The organism is Natronococcus occultus SP4, assembly GCF_000328685.1.
Taxonomy (GTDB): domain Archaea; phylum Halobacteriota; class Halobacteria; order Halobacteriales; family Natrialbaceae; genus Natronococcus; species Natronococcus occultus.
Genome location: NC_019974.1, coordinates 2,044,760 through 2,059,491 on the forward strand (window position 1 = coordinate 2,044,760; position 14,732 = coordinate 2,059,491).

At 67.1% G+C, this 14,732-nt stretch carries 18 protein-coding genes and 1 tRNA gene; 5 read left to right on the forward strand and 14 right to left on the reverse strand.

The window, feature by feature from the left end:
• Window positions 1–5: 5 nt before the first annotated feature.
• The 11 genes from NATOC_RS10150 to NATOC_RS10205 form a co-directional block, all read right to left on the reverse strand.
• Window positions 6–644 (reverse strand): hypothetical protein, encoded by a 639-nt coding sequence (locus NATOC_RS10150; RefSeq protein ID WP_015321349.1) that lies wholly within the window; start codon window positions 642–644, stop codon window positions 6–8.
• A 48-nt stretch (window positions 645–692) separates the two neighbouring features.
• Window positions 693–1,172 (reverse strand): 2Fe-2S iron-sulfur cluster-binding protein, encoded by a 480-nt coding sequence (locus NATOC_RS10155; RefSeq protein ID WP_015321350.1) that lies wholly within the window; start codon window positions 1,170–1,172, stop codon window positions 693–695.
• Between the two features lie 907 nt (window positions 1,173–2,079).
• Window positions 2,080–2,151, reverse strand: a tRNA-Ala gene (locus NATOC_RS10165).
• Window positions 2,152–2,268: 117 nt separating this feature from the next.
• Window positions 2,269–2,928: a rhomboid family intramembrane serine protease gene (locus NATOC_RS10170; RefSeq protein WP_015321351.1), complete on the reverse strand. Its 660-nt coding sequence runs from the start codon at window positions 2,926–2,928 to the stop codon at window positions 2,269–2,271.
• A gap of 109 nt (window positions 2,929–3,037) precedes the next feature.
• On the reverse strand, window positions 3,038–3,346 hold the full coding sequence (gene rpsJ, locus NATOC_RS10175; RefSeq protein WP_004215311.1) for a 30S ribosomal protein S10: 309 nt from the start codon (window positions 3,344–3,346) through the stop codon (window positions 3,038–3,040).
• On the reverse strand, window positions 3,347–4,612 hold the full coding sequence (tuf, locus tag NATOC_RS10180) for a translation elongation factor EF-1 subunit alpha (RefSeq protein ID WP_015321352.1): 1,266 nt from the start codon (window positions 4,610–4,612) through the stop codon (window positions 3,347–3,349). It abuts the gene before it with no gap.
• Between the two features lie 165 nt (window positions 4,613–4,777).
• Window positions 4,778–5,725, reverse strand: coding sequence for a homoserine dehydrogenase (locus tag NATOC_RS10185; RefSeq protein ID WP_015321353.1), 948 nt, complete (start codon window positions 5,723–5,725; stop codon window positions 4,778–4,780).
• Window positions 5,725–6,291 (reverse strand): allosteric regulator of homoserine dehydrogenase, encoded by a 567-nt coding sequence (locus tag NATOC_RS10190; RefSeq protein WP_015321354.1) that lies wholly within the window; start codon window positions 6,289–6,291, stop codon window positions 5,725–5,727. The genes NATOC_RS10185 and NATOC_RS10190 overlap by 1 nt, the downstream gene beginning before the upstream one ends.
• 127 nt (window positions 6,292–6,418) lie before the next feature.
• Window positions 6,419–6,781 (reverse strand): NifU family protein, encoded by a 363-nt coding sequence (locus NATOC_RS10195; RefSeq protein ID WP_015321355.1) that lies wholly within the window; start codon window positions 6,779–6,781, stop codon window positions 6,419–6,421.
• A 47-nt stretch (window positions 6,782–6,828) separates the two neighbouring features.
• On the reverse strand, window positions 6,829–8,169 hold the full coding sequence (locus tag NATOC_RS10200; protein ID WP_015321356.1) for an LVIVD repeat-containing protein: 1,341 nt from the start codon (window positions 8,167–8,169) through the stop codon (window positions 6,829–6,831).
• A 55-nt stretch (window positions 8,170–8,224) separates the two neighbouring features.
• Window positions 8,225–9,202 carry an ROK family protein gene (locus tag NATOC_RS10205; protein WP_015321357.1) on the reverse strand — a complete coding sequence of 326 codons (978 nt, stop codon included), beginning with the start codon at window positions 9,200–9,202 and terminating at the stop codon, window positions 8,225–8,227.
• Window positions 9,203–9,309: 107 nt separating this feature from the next.
• On the opposite strand from NATOC_RS10205, the gene NATOC_RS10210 reads away from it, so the two are divergent.
• Complete coding sequence (locus NATOC_RS10210; protein WP_015321358.1) at window positions 9,310–9,729, forward strand: hypothetical protein; 420 nt, start codon at window positions 9,310–9,312, stop codon at window positions 9,727–9,729.
• A gap of 41 nt (window positions 9,730–9,770) precedes the next feature.
• Here the strand turns inward: NATOC_RS10210 and NATOC_RS10215 are convergent, their stop codons facing one another.
• Together NATOC_RS10215 and NATOC_RS10220 are read right to left on the reverse strand one after the other, a co-directional pair.
• A complete protein-coding gene (locus NATOC_RS10215) occupies window positions 9,771–10,235 on the reverse strand; it encodes a universal stress protein (protein ID WP_015321359.1) in 465 nt (154 codons plus the stop codon).
• A gap of 75 nt (window positions 10,236–10,310) precedes the next feature.
• Window positions 10,311–10,781, reverse strand: coding sequence for a universal stress protein (locus NATOC_RS10220; RefSeq protein WP_015321360.1), 471 nt, complete (start codon window positions 10,779–10,781; stop codon window positions 10,311–10,313).
• 115 nt (window positions 10,782–10,896) lie between these two features.
• Here NATOC_RS10220 and NATOC_RS10225 point away from each other — a divergent pair, with 115 nt between their 5' ends.
• The 4 genes from NATOC_RS10225 to NATOC_RS10240 all read left to right on the forward strand — a co-directional run bounded on the left by NATOC_RS10225 (window position 10,897) and on the right by NATOC_RS10240 (window position 13,854).
• Entirely contained in the window at window positions 10,897–11,637 is a 741-nt protein-coding gene (locus NATOC_RS10225; RefSeq protein ID WP_015321361.1) for an SDR family NAD(P)-dependent oxidoreductase, read from the forward strand.
• Between the two features lie 47 nt (window positions 11,638–11,684).
• Window positions 11,685–12,374 (forward strand): YqjF family protein, encoded by a 690-nt coding sequence (locus tag NATOC_RS10230; protein ID WP_015321362.1) that lies wholly within the window; start codon window positions 11,685–11,687, stop codon window positions 12,372–12,374.
• A 122-nt stretch (window positions 12,375–12,496) separates the two neighbouring features.
• Window positions 12,497–13,294: a YqcI/YcgG family protein gene (locus NATOC_RS10235; RefSeq protein ID WP_015321363.1), complete on the forward strand. Its 798-nt coding sequence runs from the start codon at window positions 12,497–12,499 to the stop codon at window positions 13,292–13,294.
• A complete protein-coding gene (locus NATOC_RS10240; protein WP_015321364.1) occupies window positions 13,291–13,854 on the forward strand; it encodes a cysteine hydrolase family protein in 564 nt (187 codons plus the stop codon). The genes NATOC_RS10235 and NATOC_RS10240 overlap by 4 nt, the downstream gene beginning before the upstream one ends.
• Before the next feature lie 30 nt (window positions 13,855–13,884).
• Here NATOC_RS10240 and NATOC_RS10245 read toward each other — a convergent pair whose 3' ends face one another.
• Window positions 13,885–14,703, reverse strand: coding sequence for a ZIP family metal transporter (locus NATOC_RS10245; RefSeq protein ID WP_015321365.1), 819 nt, complete (start codon window positions 14,701–14,703; stop codon window positions 13,885–13,887).
• Window positions 14,704–14,732: the final 29 nt, after the last annotated feature.

The window sequence follows — 14,732 nt, forward strand, 5'->3', positions numbered from 1 at the left end:
GACGGCTAGATACTCCCGGGATACTCGCCGTGCGTTCGGTAGTGAGCGACGACTTTCAGGAAGGCGCCGACGTGCAGTGTCACGACGACGAGGACGGTAGCCGCGTACAGGAGGTGAAGCGGATCCTCTGGTACCGTTGTACCCGGGGCAAAGACCTGGTCGTAGATGTGAACCGTCAGCAGCCAGAACATGACGTACGTGCCGTGGCTCTGGTGCCACTTCCAGGCTTTCGGCCCCATGTACTGGTACGCGGCGTTGTTCGAGGTAAGCGCCAGAATCACGGCGAGGAGTACCCCGACCAGAGCGGCGAACGCCCAGGCGCTCATGCCGACGACGAAGCCGATCACGTCCCAGCCCATGGACTCGAAGACGACGAGGACGTGCACCAGCGACCAGATCACGAACCAGATCCCGAGCTCCGACCGCCAGTTCAGTGGGAAGTTCCCCGAGAACTGTCGCCTGATCGACGGCCGGAGTTTCGTCAGCGGGCCGATGACCATGACGAAAAACAGCAGGAACCAGGGGACGGCAGCGATGATCCGTGGCAGTGCGTAACCCAGCGCCCACAGCAGTGCTGCCATCGCGAGACTGGTCCCGACGACGGCGGCGTGGTGCTTCCCGCGGTTGAACGGATCAACTGTCATCGTTCGAGCGGAGTTCGGCGGTCAGCTGTCGGTGAGACGAACACGGTGTTATGCGTCATCGGGATGGGCCACCTCGAGTTCAGCATCGTCCCGCGGATACGCGACACAAGTCAACAGCCAGCCGTCGGCGATCTGGTCCTCGTCGAGATACTCGTTTCCGTCGTGGCTGACGACGTCGGTGGCGTCCCCATCGTACCGTGCGGTACACTCCCCGCAGCTTCCGACTTCACACGAATACGGGATCTCCACGTCCGCCTCGAGGGCCGGATACAGCAGCTCCTCGGTCTCCTCGATCGTCACCTCCGTCTCCGCTCCGTCCTCGAGGAAAGTGATATCGTAGGTCGCAGCCGCTTCGTCGTCATCGTCCGTGTCGTCGTCGAGACACCCACTGAGCGCGATGCTACCCGCAGTTCCCGCTGCGAGCAGGACGTGTCGCCGCTCGAGGCCGAACCGTGTTTTCGCCGGACAGGACGAAGCGTCCGACCCGGTCTCTGAGCGACCGGAACGGAGGGGTGATGAATCCGTCATACGTGTTCGTGCTCCAGCCAGAGCACGAAAAGAGCTCCCTCGAGTTCTACCCGAGAGGGAACGACCGCAGTTTTAATTTGGCTTGAAGAGCGCATGGCTCGGCTGTTCGGTCCCGTTCGAATCCGGCAGCCGTTGTTCTCGACCGAATCGACGGAGACGGCGGTAGCGACTCGCTCGGCACGAGAGCGGCCGACGTTCGCACGTCGGGTCGCCGTCGGCTCCCGACGCTCGAAAGCCGCCGTTCGAGAACGTATCGCGACGTCCTCGCGAGCAGCGCTTCTCGGAAACGAACGGTAGCTGGTGAAGTTCTCTTGCCCGAGACCTGTTCCCGGTTTATGAGAGGGGTTGAAGTTGCTGGGTCCGTTTTTAATTCCGGAGGTGATAGTCCTGGGCGACCATGATCGTACTGTGGCCGTCTGCGAGGACTGCGGGTCGGCATACGCAGCGAAAGTGGTTACGGATGGAGGGATCCGCCCGATCGGGAGCAACTCCTGTTCGTGCGGGTCCAAGCAGTTCCGGCCACTCGGTTGAGAAGCGTTGCACTCGACCACTCCTCACTTTTTCGCGCGGTGGATCGAGTGATTTCGTCACTGGCGCGACTAGCGGGATCGCTGTCGTTCAACGTCCGACTTCGACGACTCCGTACACCGCTCGTGAAGTTGCTCGCGGTACGAAATCGGGAACTCGCTGGGATCGAGCAAACGCTACGCTTCGGGTTTGCGATGTACAGCGGATCCACGACTGGACAAGCGAAGCGACGTGAAGAAGTGGACTCGCTGGGATATTGAACTACGCCAAGACGTTCCGGGTCGCTCGCTGCGCTCGCTTCCCGGGCTGCGACTGGTCTTGTTCAAATCCCGCTCGTATCACGAATTTGCGGCTCGCGAACTGCTCGCCGAAAAATTAGTGGACTCGCTGGGATTTGAACCCAGGGCCTCTTCCTTGCGAAGGAAGCGATCTACCACTGATCTACGAGCCCGCGACCGTTTCTACCGGCGAGATCTACTTGTAGCTTGCGTTTCGAGGACGTCGTGGCCCGCGAACACACGCGCCGAGCGCCCCGCGGTCGGCGTCCATTGCGTCCTCGGCCGACCGCTCACGCTGCCGATCCGCGTCCGGGCTTTTGCGAGCGAGTGTTCAACAGACCGGCCCGGCCCGCGAGCAGCCCGAGCAGGAACCCGGTGAAGTGTGCAATCAGGGCGACGCCGGGCGCACCCGTGGCGATCGTGATCACGGCCGCGAGGACGACGAAGACGACCACGGCAGCCCACCGCGGGATCTCGACGACCGACGCGAACGCGTCCGAGAGGCGGTTGCCGGCGATCAGGTAGCCAGCCAGCGCGAACACTGCGCCGCTGGCGCCCAGCACGGCGGTCGGATCGCCGACGCCGATCGAGGCGAAGAAGCTGCTCGTCACTACCTGTGTGATGCCGGCGAGCGCCCCCGTCACGAGGAAGAACGTATGAAAGCGCAGTCGCGTCGTCGCGCGGGCGATCGGCCAGCCGAACAACACGAGCCCGACGCTGTTCGAGAGCAGGTGACCGAGCCCGCTGTGGGCGTAGACGCTAGTGACGATCGTCCAGGGGTTCACGGTCAGGGGCGGCCCGAGGACGAACAGTCCAGTCATCAACCCCGCGCTGATGATCGCGGTGACGGTCTGGGCGAGCAGGACGACCACGAAGAGCACCAGCAACTCGAGGATCGGACTTCCGGAACGGGAGTCGGTGTCGGCGCCGGAACGCGAGCGGGTCGCCATACGTTCGGTATGGGACTGGACGACAAAAGTTCACGTGGCCGACAGTCGCCTGCAGTGACGGTGCAGCAGCTGGCGAGTGTGAAAAAACGGAAAATCCGTGGCGCCGAGATCAGTCCTCGAGGACGATCTCGATCGAAACGTCGTTTGGCACCTGGATGCGCATGAGCTGACGGAGTGCGCGTTCGTCGGCGTCCAGGTCGATCAGGCGCTTGTGGACGCGCATCTCCCAGTGCTCCCACGTCGCGGTGCCCTCGCCGTCAGGCGACTTCCGGGTCGGCACCTCGAGGGTCTTCGTCGGCAGCGGGATCGGCCCACTGAGGTTGACGCCGGTGTTGTTCGCGATCTCGCGGACGTCGTCGCAGATGTCGTCCAGATCGTCCGGACTGGTGCCCGCGAGTCGAACGCGTGCCTGCTGCATTTATTCGTTGACCTCGAGGACCTTGCCGGCCGCGATGGTCTGACCCATGTCGCGGATGGCGAAGCTCCCGAGCTCGGGGATCTCGCTGGACGGCTCGATGCTCAGCGGCTTCTGCGGTCGGATGGTGACGACAGCGGCGTCGCCCGACTGGATGAAGTCGGGGTCTTCCTCGGCGACCTCGCCGCTGGACGGGTCCATCTTCTTGTCGATGGACTCGATCGTACAGGCGACCTGGGCCGTGTGGGCGTGGAAGACCGGCGTGTAGCCAGCCGTGATGACCGAGGGGTGCTGCATGACGACGACCTGAGCCTGGAACGTCTCGGCGACGCTTGGCGGGTCCTCGGCGGGACCACAGACGTCACCACGGCGGATGTCGTCCTTGCCGATGCCGCGGACGTTGAATCCGACGTTGTCACCGGGCTCGGCCTTGGGGACCTCCTCGTGGTGCATCTCGATCGTCTTGACCTCGCCGCCCACGTCGCTGGGCTGGAACGAGACGTCGTCGCCGACGTTCATGATACCGGTCTCGATACGTCCGACGGGGACGGTACCGATACCCGAGATCGTGTAGACGTCCTGGATCGGGAGTCGGAGCGGCGCGTCCGTCGGCGGCTCCGATTCCGGCAGGTCGTTCAGAGTCTCGAGCAGGGTACGGCCGTCGTACCACGGCGTCTCGTCGGAGGCCTCGGCGATGTTGTCGCCCTCGAACGCCGAGATCGGGATGAACGAGTTGTCGTCGACCTCGAAGTTAACCTGATCGAGGAGCTTGTTGACTTCGCCGACGACCTCGTCGAAGGTGTCCTCCTTGTAGTCGACGACGTCCATCTTGTTGACCGCGATGATGAGCTTCTCGATGCCCAGGGTGCGCGACAGGAAGACGTGCTCCTGGGTCTGGGGCGCGACGCCGTCGTCCGCGGCGACGACCAGCACGGCGTGGTCGGCCTGGGACGCGCCGGTGATCATGTTCTTGACGAAGTCGCGGTGGCCAGGCGTGTCGACGATGGTGAAGTAGTACTGATCGGTGTCGAACTCCTGGTGGGCGATGTCGATGGTGACACCACGCTCTCGCTCCTCGGCGAGGTTGTCCATGACGTAGGCGAACTCGAAGCCGCCCTTGCCCTTCTCTTCGGCTTCCTCGCGGTGCTGCTCGATTACGTGCTCCGGGACGCTCCCCGTCTCGTAGAGGAGTCGGCCCACGAGCGTACTCTTCCCGTGGTCAACGTGACCGATGATGGCCAGGTTCTGGTGGGGTTTGTCTTCGCTCATTGTTGTAGCTCACGCGCAAAGGCGCTTATATTGGTCTCTTTTGCTCGTTGCGGTTAAAACCATTTCGAAAGCGTATTCGACCGAACCCGACGCCCGCTTGCGGTTTGTGTCACGTCCACACGATTTCGGATCCGGACGACGGCGGTCGAACGCCCGTCTGTGTGACTACAGTTCGGGGAGCCGCCCAACGTCGGACAACACCGCCGTCGCAGTCTCGGGACCGCCCGCGCCCCGGCCGCTGTTGTGGAGGCTGCCCGCGTGTTTGGTCTCGAGCTGGACGATGTTTCGGGTGCCCGTCACCGCGAGCGCGCCGTTTTCCGGAACCAGCCGCGGTCCGACCCGAACGCCCTCGCGGGAGGCTTCGCCGATGAGCCGGATCGTCCGGCCGTCCTCGGCCGCGAGTTCGAGCGCGCTGCCGGGGATCGACTGGATCCCCTCGACAGTCGCGTCCGAGAGCGAGAACCCGCCCTCCGAGAGGACGTTCGCGAGGATGACGAACTTCAGTGCAGCGTCGGTGCCGTCGACGTCGAAGGTCGGGTCTGCTTCCGCGACGCCGAGATCCTGTGCCTCCGCGAGGACGTGCTCGTAGTCGAGCCCCTCGGCGGCCATCCGGGTGAGGATGAAGTTCGCGGTGCCGTTGAGCACGCCACGAACGGCGGTGACGGCCTGGGGCGTACAGTCCTCGATCGTCGACAGCACCGGGATGGCGCCGCCGACGGTCGCCTCGAATCGGATCGAGCCCGCGCTGTCGTCCTCGAGTGTGCGCAACTCGTCGTAGCGCTCGGCGACGGGACCCTTGTTCGCTAGCACGACGTGGCGGTCGGCCTCGAGGGCCCGTTTCACGTGCGTGAAGCCGGGCTCGGCGTCGCCGAGCGTCGTCGGCGTCGCCTCGATCAGGACGTCGTATTCGGTTTCGAACGCGCGCGCAGGGTCGTCGGTGCCGATCGCCTCGCCCCCGGCCTTGCGCTCGAGGACGTCCTGGACGTCGATTCCGTCGGGATCGATCGCCGCACGCTCGGAGTCGGCGAGCGCGACGACCTCGTGGCCGTACTCGCCCGCGAGGTCGGCGACCGAGCGGCCGACGTCGCCGGCACCGAGGATCGCGAGCCGCATCAGGCCTCACCCCCGACCAGCGGTTCGACGACGGTCAGTTCCTTGTCGGTCCCGATCGAACGGATCGTCTCGAAGGCCTGCTCGGTGCGCCCGGAGTCGATCGCGAGCCGGAGGCGGGCGCTTGCGGTCTCGTCGGTGCCGTCGGGCGCTGCGAGCGAGAGGTCCTTCACGACCGCGTCGGCTTCGTCCTCGATCCGCGAGAGCGTCTCCGAGAGGTCGGTCTCGACGAGGTGGCCGACGAGGATCACGTTGAGCTCCTCGCCGTAGTGTTCCTCGCCGGCCTGGATCACGTTGACACCGGCGTCCCGGAGCGCGTCGACGATCCCGTCGAACCGCTCGGGCGGGCTCTCGAGGTCGACCTCGACGGGGATGTGGCCCCGCGGGGTAATGTTGCCCCGCTCGTGGTGGATACTCAGCAGGTTGCCGCCGTTGTCCGCGATCGGTGCGAGCGCGCGAAGCAACTCGCCGGGCTCGTCGACCAGTTCGAGCCGAACGGTGTAGGCGCGAACGCCGCCGTCGGTCTCGGCTTCCTCCTCGTCTGACTCGGGTTCGGGGACGTTACCCATCGTCGTCACCTCCGATGTGCGGGCGTTCAGGCGTCGTCATGCTCTGTGACTCCGTAATGGGCGGGTAAAAGGATATAGGAGTTCCCAAAACTATCCGGGCGTGTCAACAGCCGCCACGACCCAAGCGCTAGAGGTGGTCCTCACCGGGGTTCGAGGACCCCCAGTCGCCCCGTCCGCCCTCGGTGCGGTCGATCCCCATGATCGATTCGGCCTGGTCGGGGCCACCAAGGCTCTCGCGGGCGTCGGGAACCCGCACCGTCACCTCGGCGATCTCGGGCCACTGGATGAGTTCGGCTTCGATGTTGCCCGTCGTCACGTCGCTGACCGAACAGCCCTTGCAGCCTCCGCCGAGTTCGACGATGACCTCGCCGTCCTCGGGGTCGGCCTTCCGGACCGCGCTGGTCCCCCCGTGCATCTGGATGATCGGCATCTCGCGGGCAAGCCACGACTCGACGCGCTCTTTCAGCGGGTCGTCCTCGGAGTCAGTCATCGCCCGACCTAAGGACTCGAGGGCTGAATAGGTTTGGCCCGAAACCTTCACGATCGTTCGGTACAGCGCCGACGAAGCGCCTCGAGGGTAAGGACGCCGCCGGCACCGAGCGCACCGACGGCGGTGAATCCGGGGATCGACGACGCGTCGTCGGCGTCGCCGTCGGTCGCGTCGATCGGAAACGTGTACAGTGCCCCCTCGAGGTCCGCGTTCGGGAGCAGATCGGTGCTGCTGGCGACGAACGTCTCGCCGGGCTTGGCGACCCGGGCGGTCCAGAACGCGGTCTCGTCGCGGTCGCTCCAGGCGGCGATCTCGACCGGATCGGCGGGATCGCTCACGTCGTGGACCCGAACGCCGCCGCGGTACCACGAGGAGTAGAGCCGATCGTCGCGCAGTTCGAAGTTGTGGGCGGTCGTCCACCGCCCGGCACCGTAGGTTTCGTCGTCCGCTCGGGGCGGGTCGATCGACCCGAACTGCTCGGGCGCCGCCGGGTCGCTCGTCCCGTAGAGATCGATCCCGCCCGGCGCGTCGGGCTCACCCCCCTCGACGGCCCAGGCCTCCCGACCGACCGCCAGCAGGTCGCCCGTCTCGTCGACCGCGGCGTAGTGGTCGTTGCCCGGCAGTCCGAGCCGGGCGTCCTCGTCGCTTCGCTCGAGCTGGCGCTCCGGGTCGGTCTCGCGGACGTGGGAGACGAACGTCGGGTCGGTCGGGTCTTCGACGTCGATCAGGTACGTCCCGGGGTTCCAGTGGGCGAGGTAGGCGATCCCGTCCCGGACGGAGACATCGTGGGCGTAGCGGGCCAGCCAGTGAAGCTCCGCCCACTCCGGCTCGCGCTCGAGCAGCGACCAGCGGCCGAGCTCCTCGACGTCGTCGGCGATATCGAAGATCACGAGCGCGTGGTCGTCCTCCGCGTTGGCGACGACGAAGAGGCGGTCATCCTCGAGATAGCAGTTGTGAACGTGATAGCCGGTCTCGTAGGGGTCGGTCGCCCGCTCCGGCGCGGCGGGATCGCTCACGTCGTAGACGACGATCCCGTGGAAGACGTCCTCGGACTGGACGTTCGCGGGACCGACGACCGCCAGTCGATCGCCGTCGACCGCGACGTCGAGCACCTCGATCAGCCGCTGTCCGTCGGCCTCGAGACCGCGCTGCTCGGTCAACACCCTCGGCTCGGCGGGATCGGAGATGTCGACGGTCGCGAACCCGTCGGTCGCGGCCAGGTAGGCGGTGTCGCCGTCGTCGCCGACCACGGCCTCGGCGGCGCCGTCGACGGCGACCCGTCCGAGCGGGCCGAACGCGTCCTCCCGGTCAGTTGCCGTCCCCGTGGTCGTCGCGGCGATCGCGAGGGGACAGCTCGCACCTGCTCGGAGGAGGGCTCTACGATGCATATCCGAACGGACGGGGTCGAGTCGTAATAGCCTCCGGGTCGCTCTCCGGACGCGCTCAGCTTCGCATCCGCTCGCGGTCCCCGGTTCCTCGCGTGAGCGCGCTCGCGACCGCGCCCTCGAGGACGACGTCGTCGCCGTGGTCGGTGACCCGGATCTCGGGGACGTTGTTCAACAACATCGCGGAGACCCGCTCGCGGATCGGATCGACGACCAGCTCCTCGTTGTGTAAGGCGACGGCCCCGCCGAAGGAGACGACGATCGGCGCAAACGACTGGACGACGTTCGTGACGCCGATGGCGTTCCAGTGGGCGAGCTGCTCGATCGCGTAGTCGGCGAGCTCGTCCTCGCCGGCCAGCTCGAAGACGTCCTTCGCGGTGAAGTCGGGGCTCTCCAGGGGAAGCTCGGTATCGATCGTCGGATCGTCGTCGGCCAGCAGCCGGACGTAGTCCGGGATCGCGTTCCCCGAGCAGTACGCCTCCCAGTGGCCGTCGTGACCGCAGCCGCAGGTCAGTCGGCCGCGGGGGTCGACGACGCAGTGACCGACCTCGCCCGCGTTGCCGTCCCAGCCGGCGAGGATCTGGCCGTCACAGCAGATGCCGGCGCCGATCCCCGACGAGACCGTGATGTAGACCATGTCGTCGGGGTTGCGGTCGGCGTGAAACCGCTCGCCGATGACGCCCGCGGTCGTGTCGTTGTGCAGATAGACCTCGTCGCTGTCGATAAGTTCTGCAACGGGACCGGTGAGGGGAATGCGATCGATCGAGTCGGGAAGGTTCGCCGGGTCGATCACCGCCCCTTCGGCGAGGTCGAACGGCCCGATCGAGCCGATCCCCGCCGCGACGATCTCGCCCGGTGTGACGCCCGCCTCACCACACGCCTCGCGAAGCGTCCGGAGCACTCCCTCGGTGACGTCGATTCCCGTGGGACCTCGCGGCGTCCCGTTGCGGCTGACGCCGATCGTCGCTCCCTCCCCGTCCGCGACGGCCGCCCGGACGTTGGTCGCGCCGAGATCGACGCCCGCGTAGTAGACCATGCTATCCTAGCGAGTGCCGTCGGCGTACTTAACTACCCGTATCTTCACTCGAGTGCGAGTAGCGACCCGTGCGCCACACGTATGGAATGTGACCACGTAACTGCTGTATGGCCACCGACGAGCACGACCCCGACCCGCAGCCAGACGCCGCGCTCACCGACCGGGAGCTCGAGGCGCTCCACGAGGTCGAACTCGGTCTCGAGTGGCTCCAGCGCGCCCAGGGCTGTCTGCTCGAGTTCCACCACGCGACGGGCCACGGGATGGACCACCTCGCCGACGCGGAAATACTGCTCAGAGCCAGCGGACACGAAGCGCTCGCCGACGCGATCCGAACCGAGCTGCTCCCCCACGGCGTCGTCGACGGCGACCGCTGGTCGTACGACGTCCTCGAGGACTTTCAGGAAACGTTGCTGACCGAGACGGACGTCCTCGAGAGCCGCGTCCGCAGGGAGCTGGCCGACGGCAGGCGCCACGTCCCGGAGCGACGCCAGGAACGACGCTGGAAGGAGCGGGCCGAACGGGACTGAACGCCGTCAAAACGGGTACTCGGGCCCGGACTTCGGCCCGATCACTCCATCACGTCGAGATCCCGGTAGTAGGTGACCGGGCAGGGCGCAGCGAGAATGATCTCCTGGGAGACCGAGCCGAGCACCGCCTTCTCCGCCGGCGAACGGCGCCGACCGCCGACGACCAGCCGATCCGCGTCGACCGCCCTCGCCATCTCGACGACCTCGGTGGCCACGTCGCCGAGCGCACCCTGAACCTCGGTCTCGACCCCCGCTTCCGACAGTCGCTCCTCGAGGGTGGGAACCGGCGATCGGCGGGTCGCGACCGCGTCGGGGTCGACGTCCTCGGCGCGGTCCTCGAACCCCAAGTTGTCGCGGAACTCCTCGTACTCCGCGGCCGTGAAGGCGTGACCGATCACGACGGTCGCCTCCAGCGGCGCCGCGATCTCGAGGACGGTGTCAGCGAGGTCGTCGGCACGGACGGTGTCCATCGGCCCCACGGCAAGTAAAACGGTATCGATGCCCATGAGGGGTGGTATCTTCCCGCCCGGTTAAGTGTTCGCGATCACGCAGTTGTTCGGCCGGACGAGACCGCGTTCCGCTCAGTCCTCGGCGGCGTCCTCGGCGCTGCGGACGAAGGTTACCGGACACGGCGAGGAGAGCAACACTTCCTGGGCGGTCGAGCCGAAGACCGCCTTTCCGGTCGGTGACCGACGGCGTCCGCCGACGACGACCCGGTCCGCGGCGACGCCCGTCGCGAGCTCGACGATCGTCGACCCGTGGTCGCCGATGTCGCCCCGCACGTCGTAGTCGATGCCCGCCTCGTCGAGTCGTTGCTGAATCTTCCTGATCGTCGAGTGGCGGGAGGCGACCTCATCGGGGCGAACCTGGTCGCTCTCGGCGTCCATCTCGAGGTTCTCGAGGACTTCGTTGTACTCGTCCTGGGTGAAAACGTGGGCCAGGACGACCGTCGCGTCCGCGGGCGCTGCGACCTCGATCACGGTCTCGGCGAGCTCCTCGGTCCGATCGGCGTCACCCGGACCGACGGCAAGGAGGATCGTCTGTAGCGTCATGCCTCGACTATGTGGCGGTGTCGGCTTAAATTCAGGAGTTGCAACGCCACGCGGGCCGGCGCGTCGGTCGCCGATTTCGGGTCGCTTTTCCCGCCCGTCCCCGACGACACGGCGTATGAACGAGCCCGATCTCTCGGATCGCATCGTGCTGGTCACGGGCAGTGCCAGGGGCGTCGGCCGCGAACTGCTGCTCGCGACCGCCGACCGCGGCGCGAGCGTCGCCGTCCACTACCACACGAGCGCCGACGCCGCCCGCGAGGTCGCCGACGAGGCCCGCGAGCGCGGCGCCGCCGACGCGATGACCGTCCAGGGCGACGTCACCGACCCCGAGAGCGTCGACGGCCTGTTCGGTGCCGTCGAGGCCGAACTCGGCGCCGTCGACGTGCTCGTGAACAACGTCGGCGACTTCGCGCCCGCCCACTGGGAGGCACTCGAGTTCGACACCTGGAACCGCGTCCTCGAGACCAATCTCAACAGCACCTATCTCTGTACGAAGCGCGCGTTGCCGGCGATGCGCGAGGACGGGTACGCCCGGATCGTCAACGTCGGCTACGCCTCCAGCGAAAAGGGGCTCGTGAGCCCGGAGAACTTCCCGTACTTCGTCGCGAAGGCCGGCGTCTTGATGTTCACGCGGATGCTCGCCGCCGACACCCAGGACGACGGGATCACGGTCAACGCAATCTCGCCGTACGTCGTCGAGAACTCCGAGGAGTTCCCCGAGGAGCTCCCGCGGGATCGTCCCGCCTCCTTCGAGGACCTGATCGCTCCGCTGCTGTTTTTCCTCGATCCCGACAGCGGGTACGTCAGCGGCGAGAACGTCGAGGTCGACGGCGGCTGGCTCCCCGAGACCGTGTAGGCGTCATCGCACGACCCCTTTTTTGCGGCGTCTCCCGTACCCGCGGTATGGTACTTCCGGTTGCGATGGGGTGGCGCCACCTGCTGTTCGCGAACTGGCCAGTCGCTCCCGCACTCGTCGACGCACACCTCCCGGCAGGGCTCGAACCAGACACGTACGACGGCCGCGCGTGGCTCTCGATCGTCCCGTTTCGAAACGTCGTCGTCCGTCCTCGGGGTACTTCGGCAAGGCTGGGGTTCGGACTCCCCGAACTCAACCTTCGAACCTACGTCCGCTGTGACGGGACACCGGGGGTGTACTTCTTTAGCCTCGACGCCGACGGCGTTCTGGGCGTCCTCGCAGCCCGGCTCTTTCACCGCCTGCCGTACTACAACGCGCGAATCGAGATGGGGCTGGGAGCGAAACACGTCCGGTTCGAGAGCGAGCGCCGCCACCCGGGGGCTCCGTCCGCGAGCTTCGCGGGACGGTACGAACCCGTCGGCGAGGCGTTCGCTCCCGACCCCGACTCGCTCGCGGCCTTTCTCACCGAACGCTACCGCTACTACACGACGGGGCGTCGGGGCGAGTTGCGGTACGCCGATATCGTCCACGACCGCTGGTCGCTCCGGCCGGCCACGATGACGATCGATCGGAACACCCTCTTCGAGGCCAACGGGTTCGAACCGCCCGCGGCCGCCCCGGTCTGTTACTACAGCCCCGGCGTCGACGTCGTCACGTCCCGAAGTCGGCGCTGGTGACGGCCGGGGGATCCGCCCGTCTTCGGCGAGATCCGTGAGCGGGAGCCGTGCCGAACGGATTCGGCCGCTCGACGGCTCGACGGAGGGAAACGCACATTGGCGCCGACTCCAATACCCGAGTGATGAACGAGCCCGGCGTCCAATCGTTGCTGGATCAGGAGACGCTCGACGAACGGGTCCGAAACGGCGACACCCCCGACTGGGTCGCCGCTCACTGGCGCTCCTTTCGGGAGGGACTGCTCGGCGAGCGAAACGGAACCCCGTTTCCCTGTTTTTTCGGTGCAGAGTCGGTCCGGGACGGTGAGCCGCTCTACACGGCGGTGCCGTCGATGTCCGACGCCGACGCCCTGTTGACGCTTCGGGATCGGATCCTCGAGTACCTCGAGATCTACCGCGAGCGCGGGGGGCGGACCTCGCTGGTCACGTTCTTCAAACCGCCCGAGGACGCACTCTCCGAACGGGAGTACCACGACGCGCTGTGGCACATCCTGCAGACGCTACACTGCCACGATCCCGAGCCCTGGCCCGAGGACGTCCCCACGGATCCCGACGACCGCCACTGGGAGTTCTGTCTGGGCGGGGAGCCGATGTTTCCGACCTGTCGGGCGCCCTTCTACGACCAGCGGAAGAGCCGCTACTGCCCGATCGGCCTGGAGATCACGTTCCAGCCACGCGCGCTGTTCGAGAACCTCGGGGTGACCGCCGACACGCAGGCCGGCCAGCAGGCCCGCGACGTGATCCAGGACCGCCTTGAGGGGTACGACGGCGTCTGTCCGCACGCCGACCTGGGCGACTGGGGCGTCGAGGGCGACCGCGAGTGGCCCCAGTACCTGTTCTCGGCCGACGAGACGCAGGCGCCCGACAGCTGTCCGATCACCGTCACCCGGGAACACCCGAAGCCGGGGGCGCGGTTGTCGTGACGGACGCGACACTCGCGGACGCGGTGCTCGTGTTGGTCGACCTCCAGGAGGGGTTCGACGATCCGGCGTGGGGACGGCGCAACAACCCCGACGCGGAGCAACGGGCGGCCGAGTTGCTGTCGGCCTGGCGCGGGGCCGACCGCCCCGTCGTCCACGTCCGTCACGACTCGACGGAGCCCGACTCGCCGCTGCGCGGTGACGGCCCGGGCTTTGCGTTCAAACCCGAAACCGCCCCCCGCGAGGACGAACCGACCTTCGAGAAGTCGGTCAACAGCGCGTTCGTCGGGACGGGCCTCGAGTCCTGGCTCCGCGAACGCGGGCTCGAACGGCTCGTCGTCGCCGGGCTGACGACCGACCACTGCGTCTCGACGACGACCCGGATGGCCGAGAACCTCGGGTTCGACGTCACCGTGGTCGCCGACGCGACTGCGACGTTCGACCGCGAGTTCGACGGCGAGCGCTTCGACGCGGAGACGACCCACCGGACGGCGCTTGCCCACCTCGAGGGCGAGTTCGCGACGGTCGCGACGACGACGGCGCTGGTGGGCGACGGAAACTGACGGTGGTGGCGACGTCCTTGGGTCCCCGGATCAGACCGTTCCGATCCCCTCGACCGCCGCGATGATCGCCAGCGTCGCGACGAACCCGACGAGCGCGCCCGAAGCGAGTTCGACGCGACCGCGGTTCTCGAGATCGGCGCCCGCGGCCACGCCGGCGGGGAGGAACTCGACGACGATCAGGTAGAATAGGGCGCCGGCCGCGAAGCCGAAGCTCAGCGCCAGCAGCCCCTCGAAGACCGTGACGAAGTAGTAGGCGGCGACGGCGCCGATCGGCTGTGGCAGCCCCGAGAAGACGGCCCAGCCGACGACCTTCCACCGCGACATCCCGTAGGCGATCAGCGGGATCGCGATCGCCAACCCCTCGGGCACGTTCAGAATCGAGACCGCGATCGCCATGAACACCGCCAGCGAGGGGAGCGCGAGTCCGGCGACCTCGACGCTGCCGTCGGTTCCGAGATCGACGAACGAGACCCCGACCGCGATCCCCTCCGGGATGCTGTGGATCGTCAACACCGCGACGGTGAGGACGACCGTCCGGGGATCGACGTCGGAGACGTCACTTGGGGCGAGGTCGTAGCCGTCGATAGCGCGGTCCGCGAGGGCGACGAACCCGACCCCCGCGAGCGCGCCGAGCGCGACGGCGTCGACGCCGCCAGCGGCGACACCCTCGGCGAGCAGTCCGAACGTGGCGGCCGACAACAGGATGCCGACGGCGAGCCCCCAGAGGACGACGAGCCACCGGTCCCGGATCTCATCGAGGACGAAAAACGGGAGCACGCCGAGCCCGGTCGCGAGTCCGGTAACGAGCCCGACCGCAAAGACAAGCAGCAGTTCGCCGAACAGGTCCATCGAGCGTCTCTCGGCGCTACCGACCGCAG

Coding starts and splice junctions, on each gene's coding strand:
- NATOC_RS10225 (WP_015321361.1), top strand. CDS start 10,897: ATGAACGAGCCCGATCTCTCGGATCGCATCGTGCTGGTCACGGGCAGT.
- NATOC_RS10150 (WP_015321349.1), bottom strand. CDS start 644: ATGACAGTTGATCCGTTCAACCGCGGGAAGCACCACGCCGCCGTCGTC.
- NATOC_RS10200 (WP_015321356.1), bottom strand. CDS start 8,169: ATGCATCGTAGAGCCCTCCTCCGAGCAGGTGCGAGCTGTCCCCTCGCG.
- rpsJ (WP_004215311.1), bottom strand. CDS start 3,346: ATGCAGCAGGCACGCGTTCGACTCGCGGGCACCAGTCCGGACGATCTG.
- NATOC_RS10220 (WP_015321360.1), bottom strand. CDS start 10,781: ATGACGCTACAGACGATCCTCCTTGCCGTCGGTCCGGGTGACGCCGAT.
- tuf (WP_015321352.1), bottom strand. CDS start 4,612: ATGAGCGAAGACAAACCCCACCAGAACCTGGCCATCATCGGTCACGTT.
- NATOC_RS10190 (WP_015321354.1), bottom strand. CDS start 6,291: ATGGGTAACGTCCCCGAACCCGAGTCAGACGAGGAGGAAGCCGAGACC.
- NATOC_RS10205 (WP_015321357.1), bottom strand. CDS start 9,202: ATGGTCTACTACGCGGGCGTCGATCTCGGCGCGACCAACGTCCGGGCG.
- NATOC_RS10210 (WP_015321358.1), top strand. CDS start 9,310: ATGGCCACCGACGAGCACGACCCCGACCCGCAGCCAGACGCCGCGCTC.
- NATOC_RS10230 (WP_015321362.1), top strand. CDS start 11,685: ATGGTACTTCCGGTTGCGATGGGGTGGCGCCACCTGCTGTTCGCGAAC.
- NATOC_RS10245 (WP_015321365.1), bottom strand. CDS start 14,703: ATGGACCTGTTCGGCGAACTGCTGCTTGTCTTTGCGGTCGGGCTCGTT.
- NATOC_RS10185 (WP_015321353.1), bottom strand. CDS start 5,725: ATGCGGCTCGCGATCCTCGGTGCCGGCGACGTCGGCCGCTCGGTCGCC.
- NATOC_RS10195 (WP_015321355.1), bottom strand. CDS start 6,781: ATGACTGACTCCGAGGACGACCCGCTGAAAGAGCGCGTCGAGTCGTGG.
- NATOC_RS10235 (WP_015321363.1), top strand. CDS start 12,497: ATGAACGAGCCCGGCGTCCAATCGTTGCTGGATCAGGAGACGCTCGAC.
- NATOC_RS10215 (WP_015321359.1), bottom strand. CDS start 10,235: ATGGGCATCGATACCGTTTTACTTGCCGTGGGGCCGATGGACACCGTC.
- NATOC_RS10170 (WP_015321351.1), bottom strand. CDS start 2,928: ATGGCGACCCGCTCGCGTTCCGGCGCCGACACCGACTCCCGTTCCGGA.
- NATOC_RS10155 (WP_015321350.1), bottom strand. CDS start 1,172: ATGACGGATTCATCACCCCTCCGTTCCGGTCGCTCAGAGACCGGGTCG.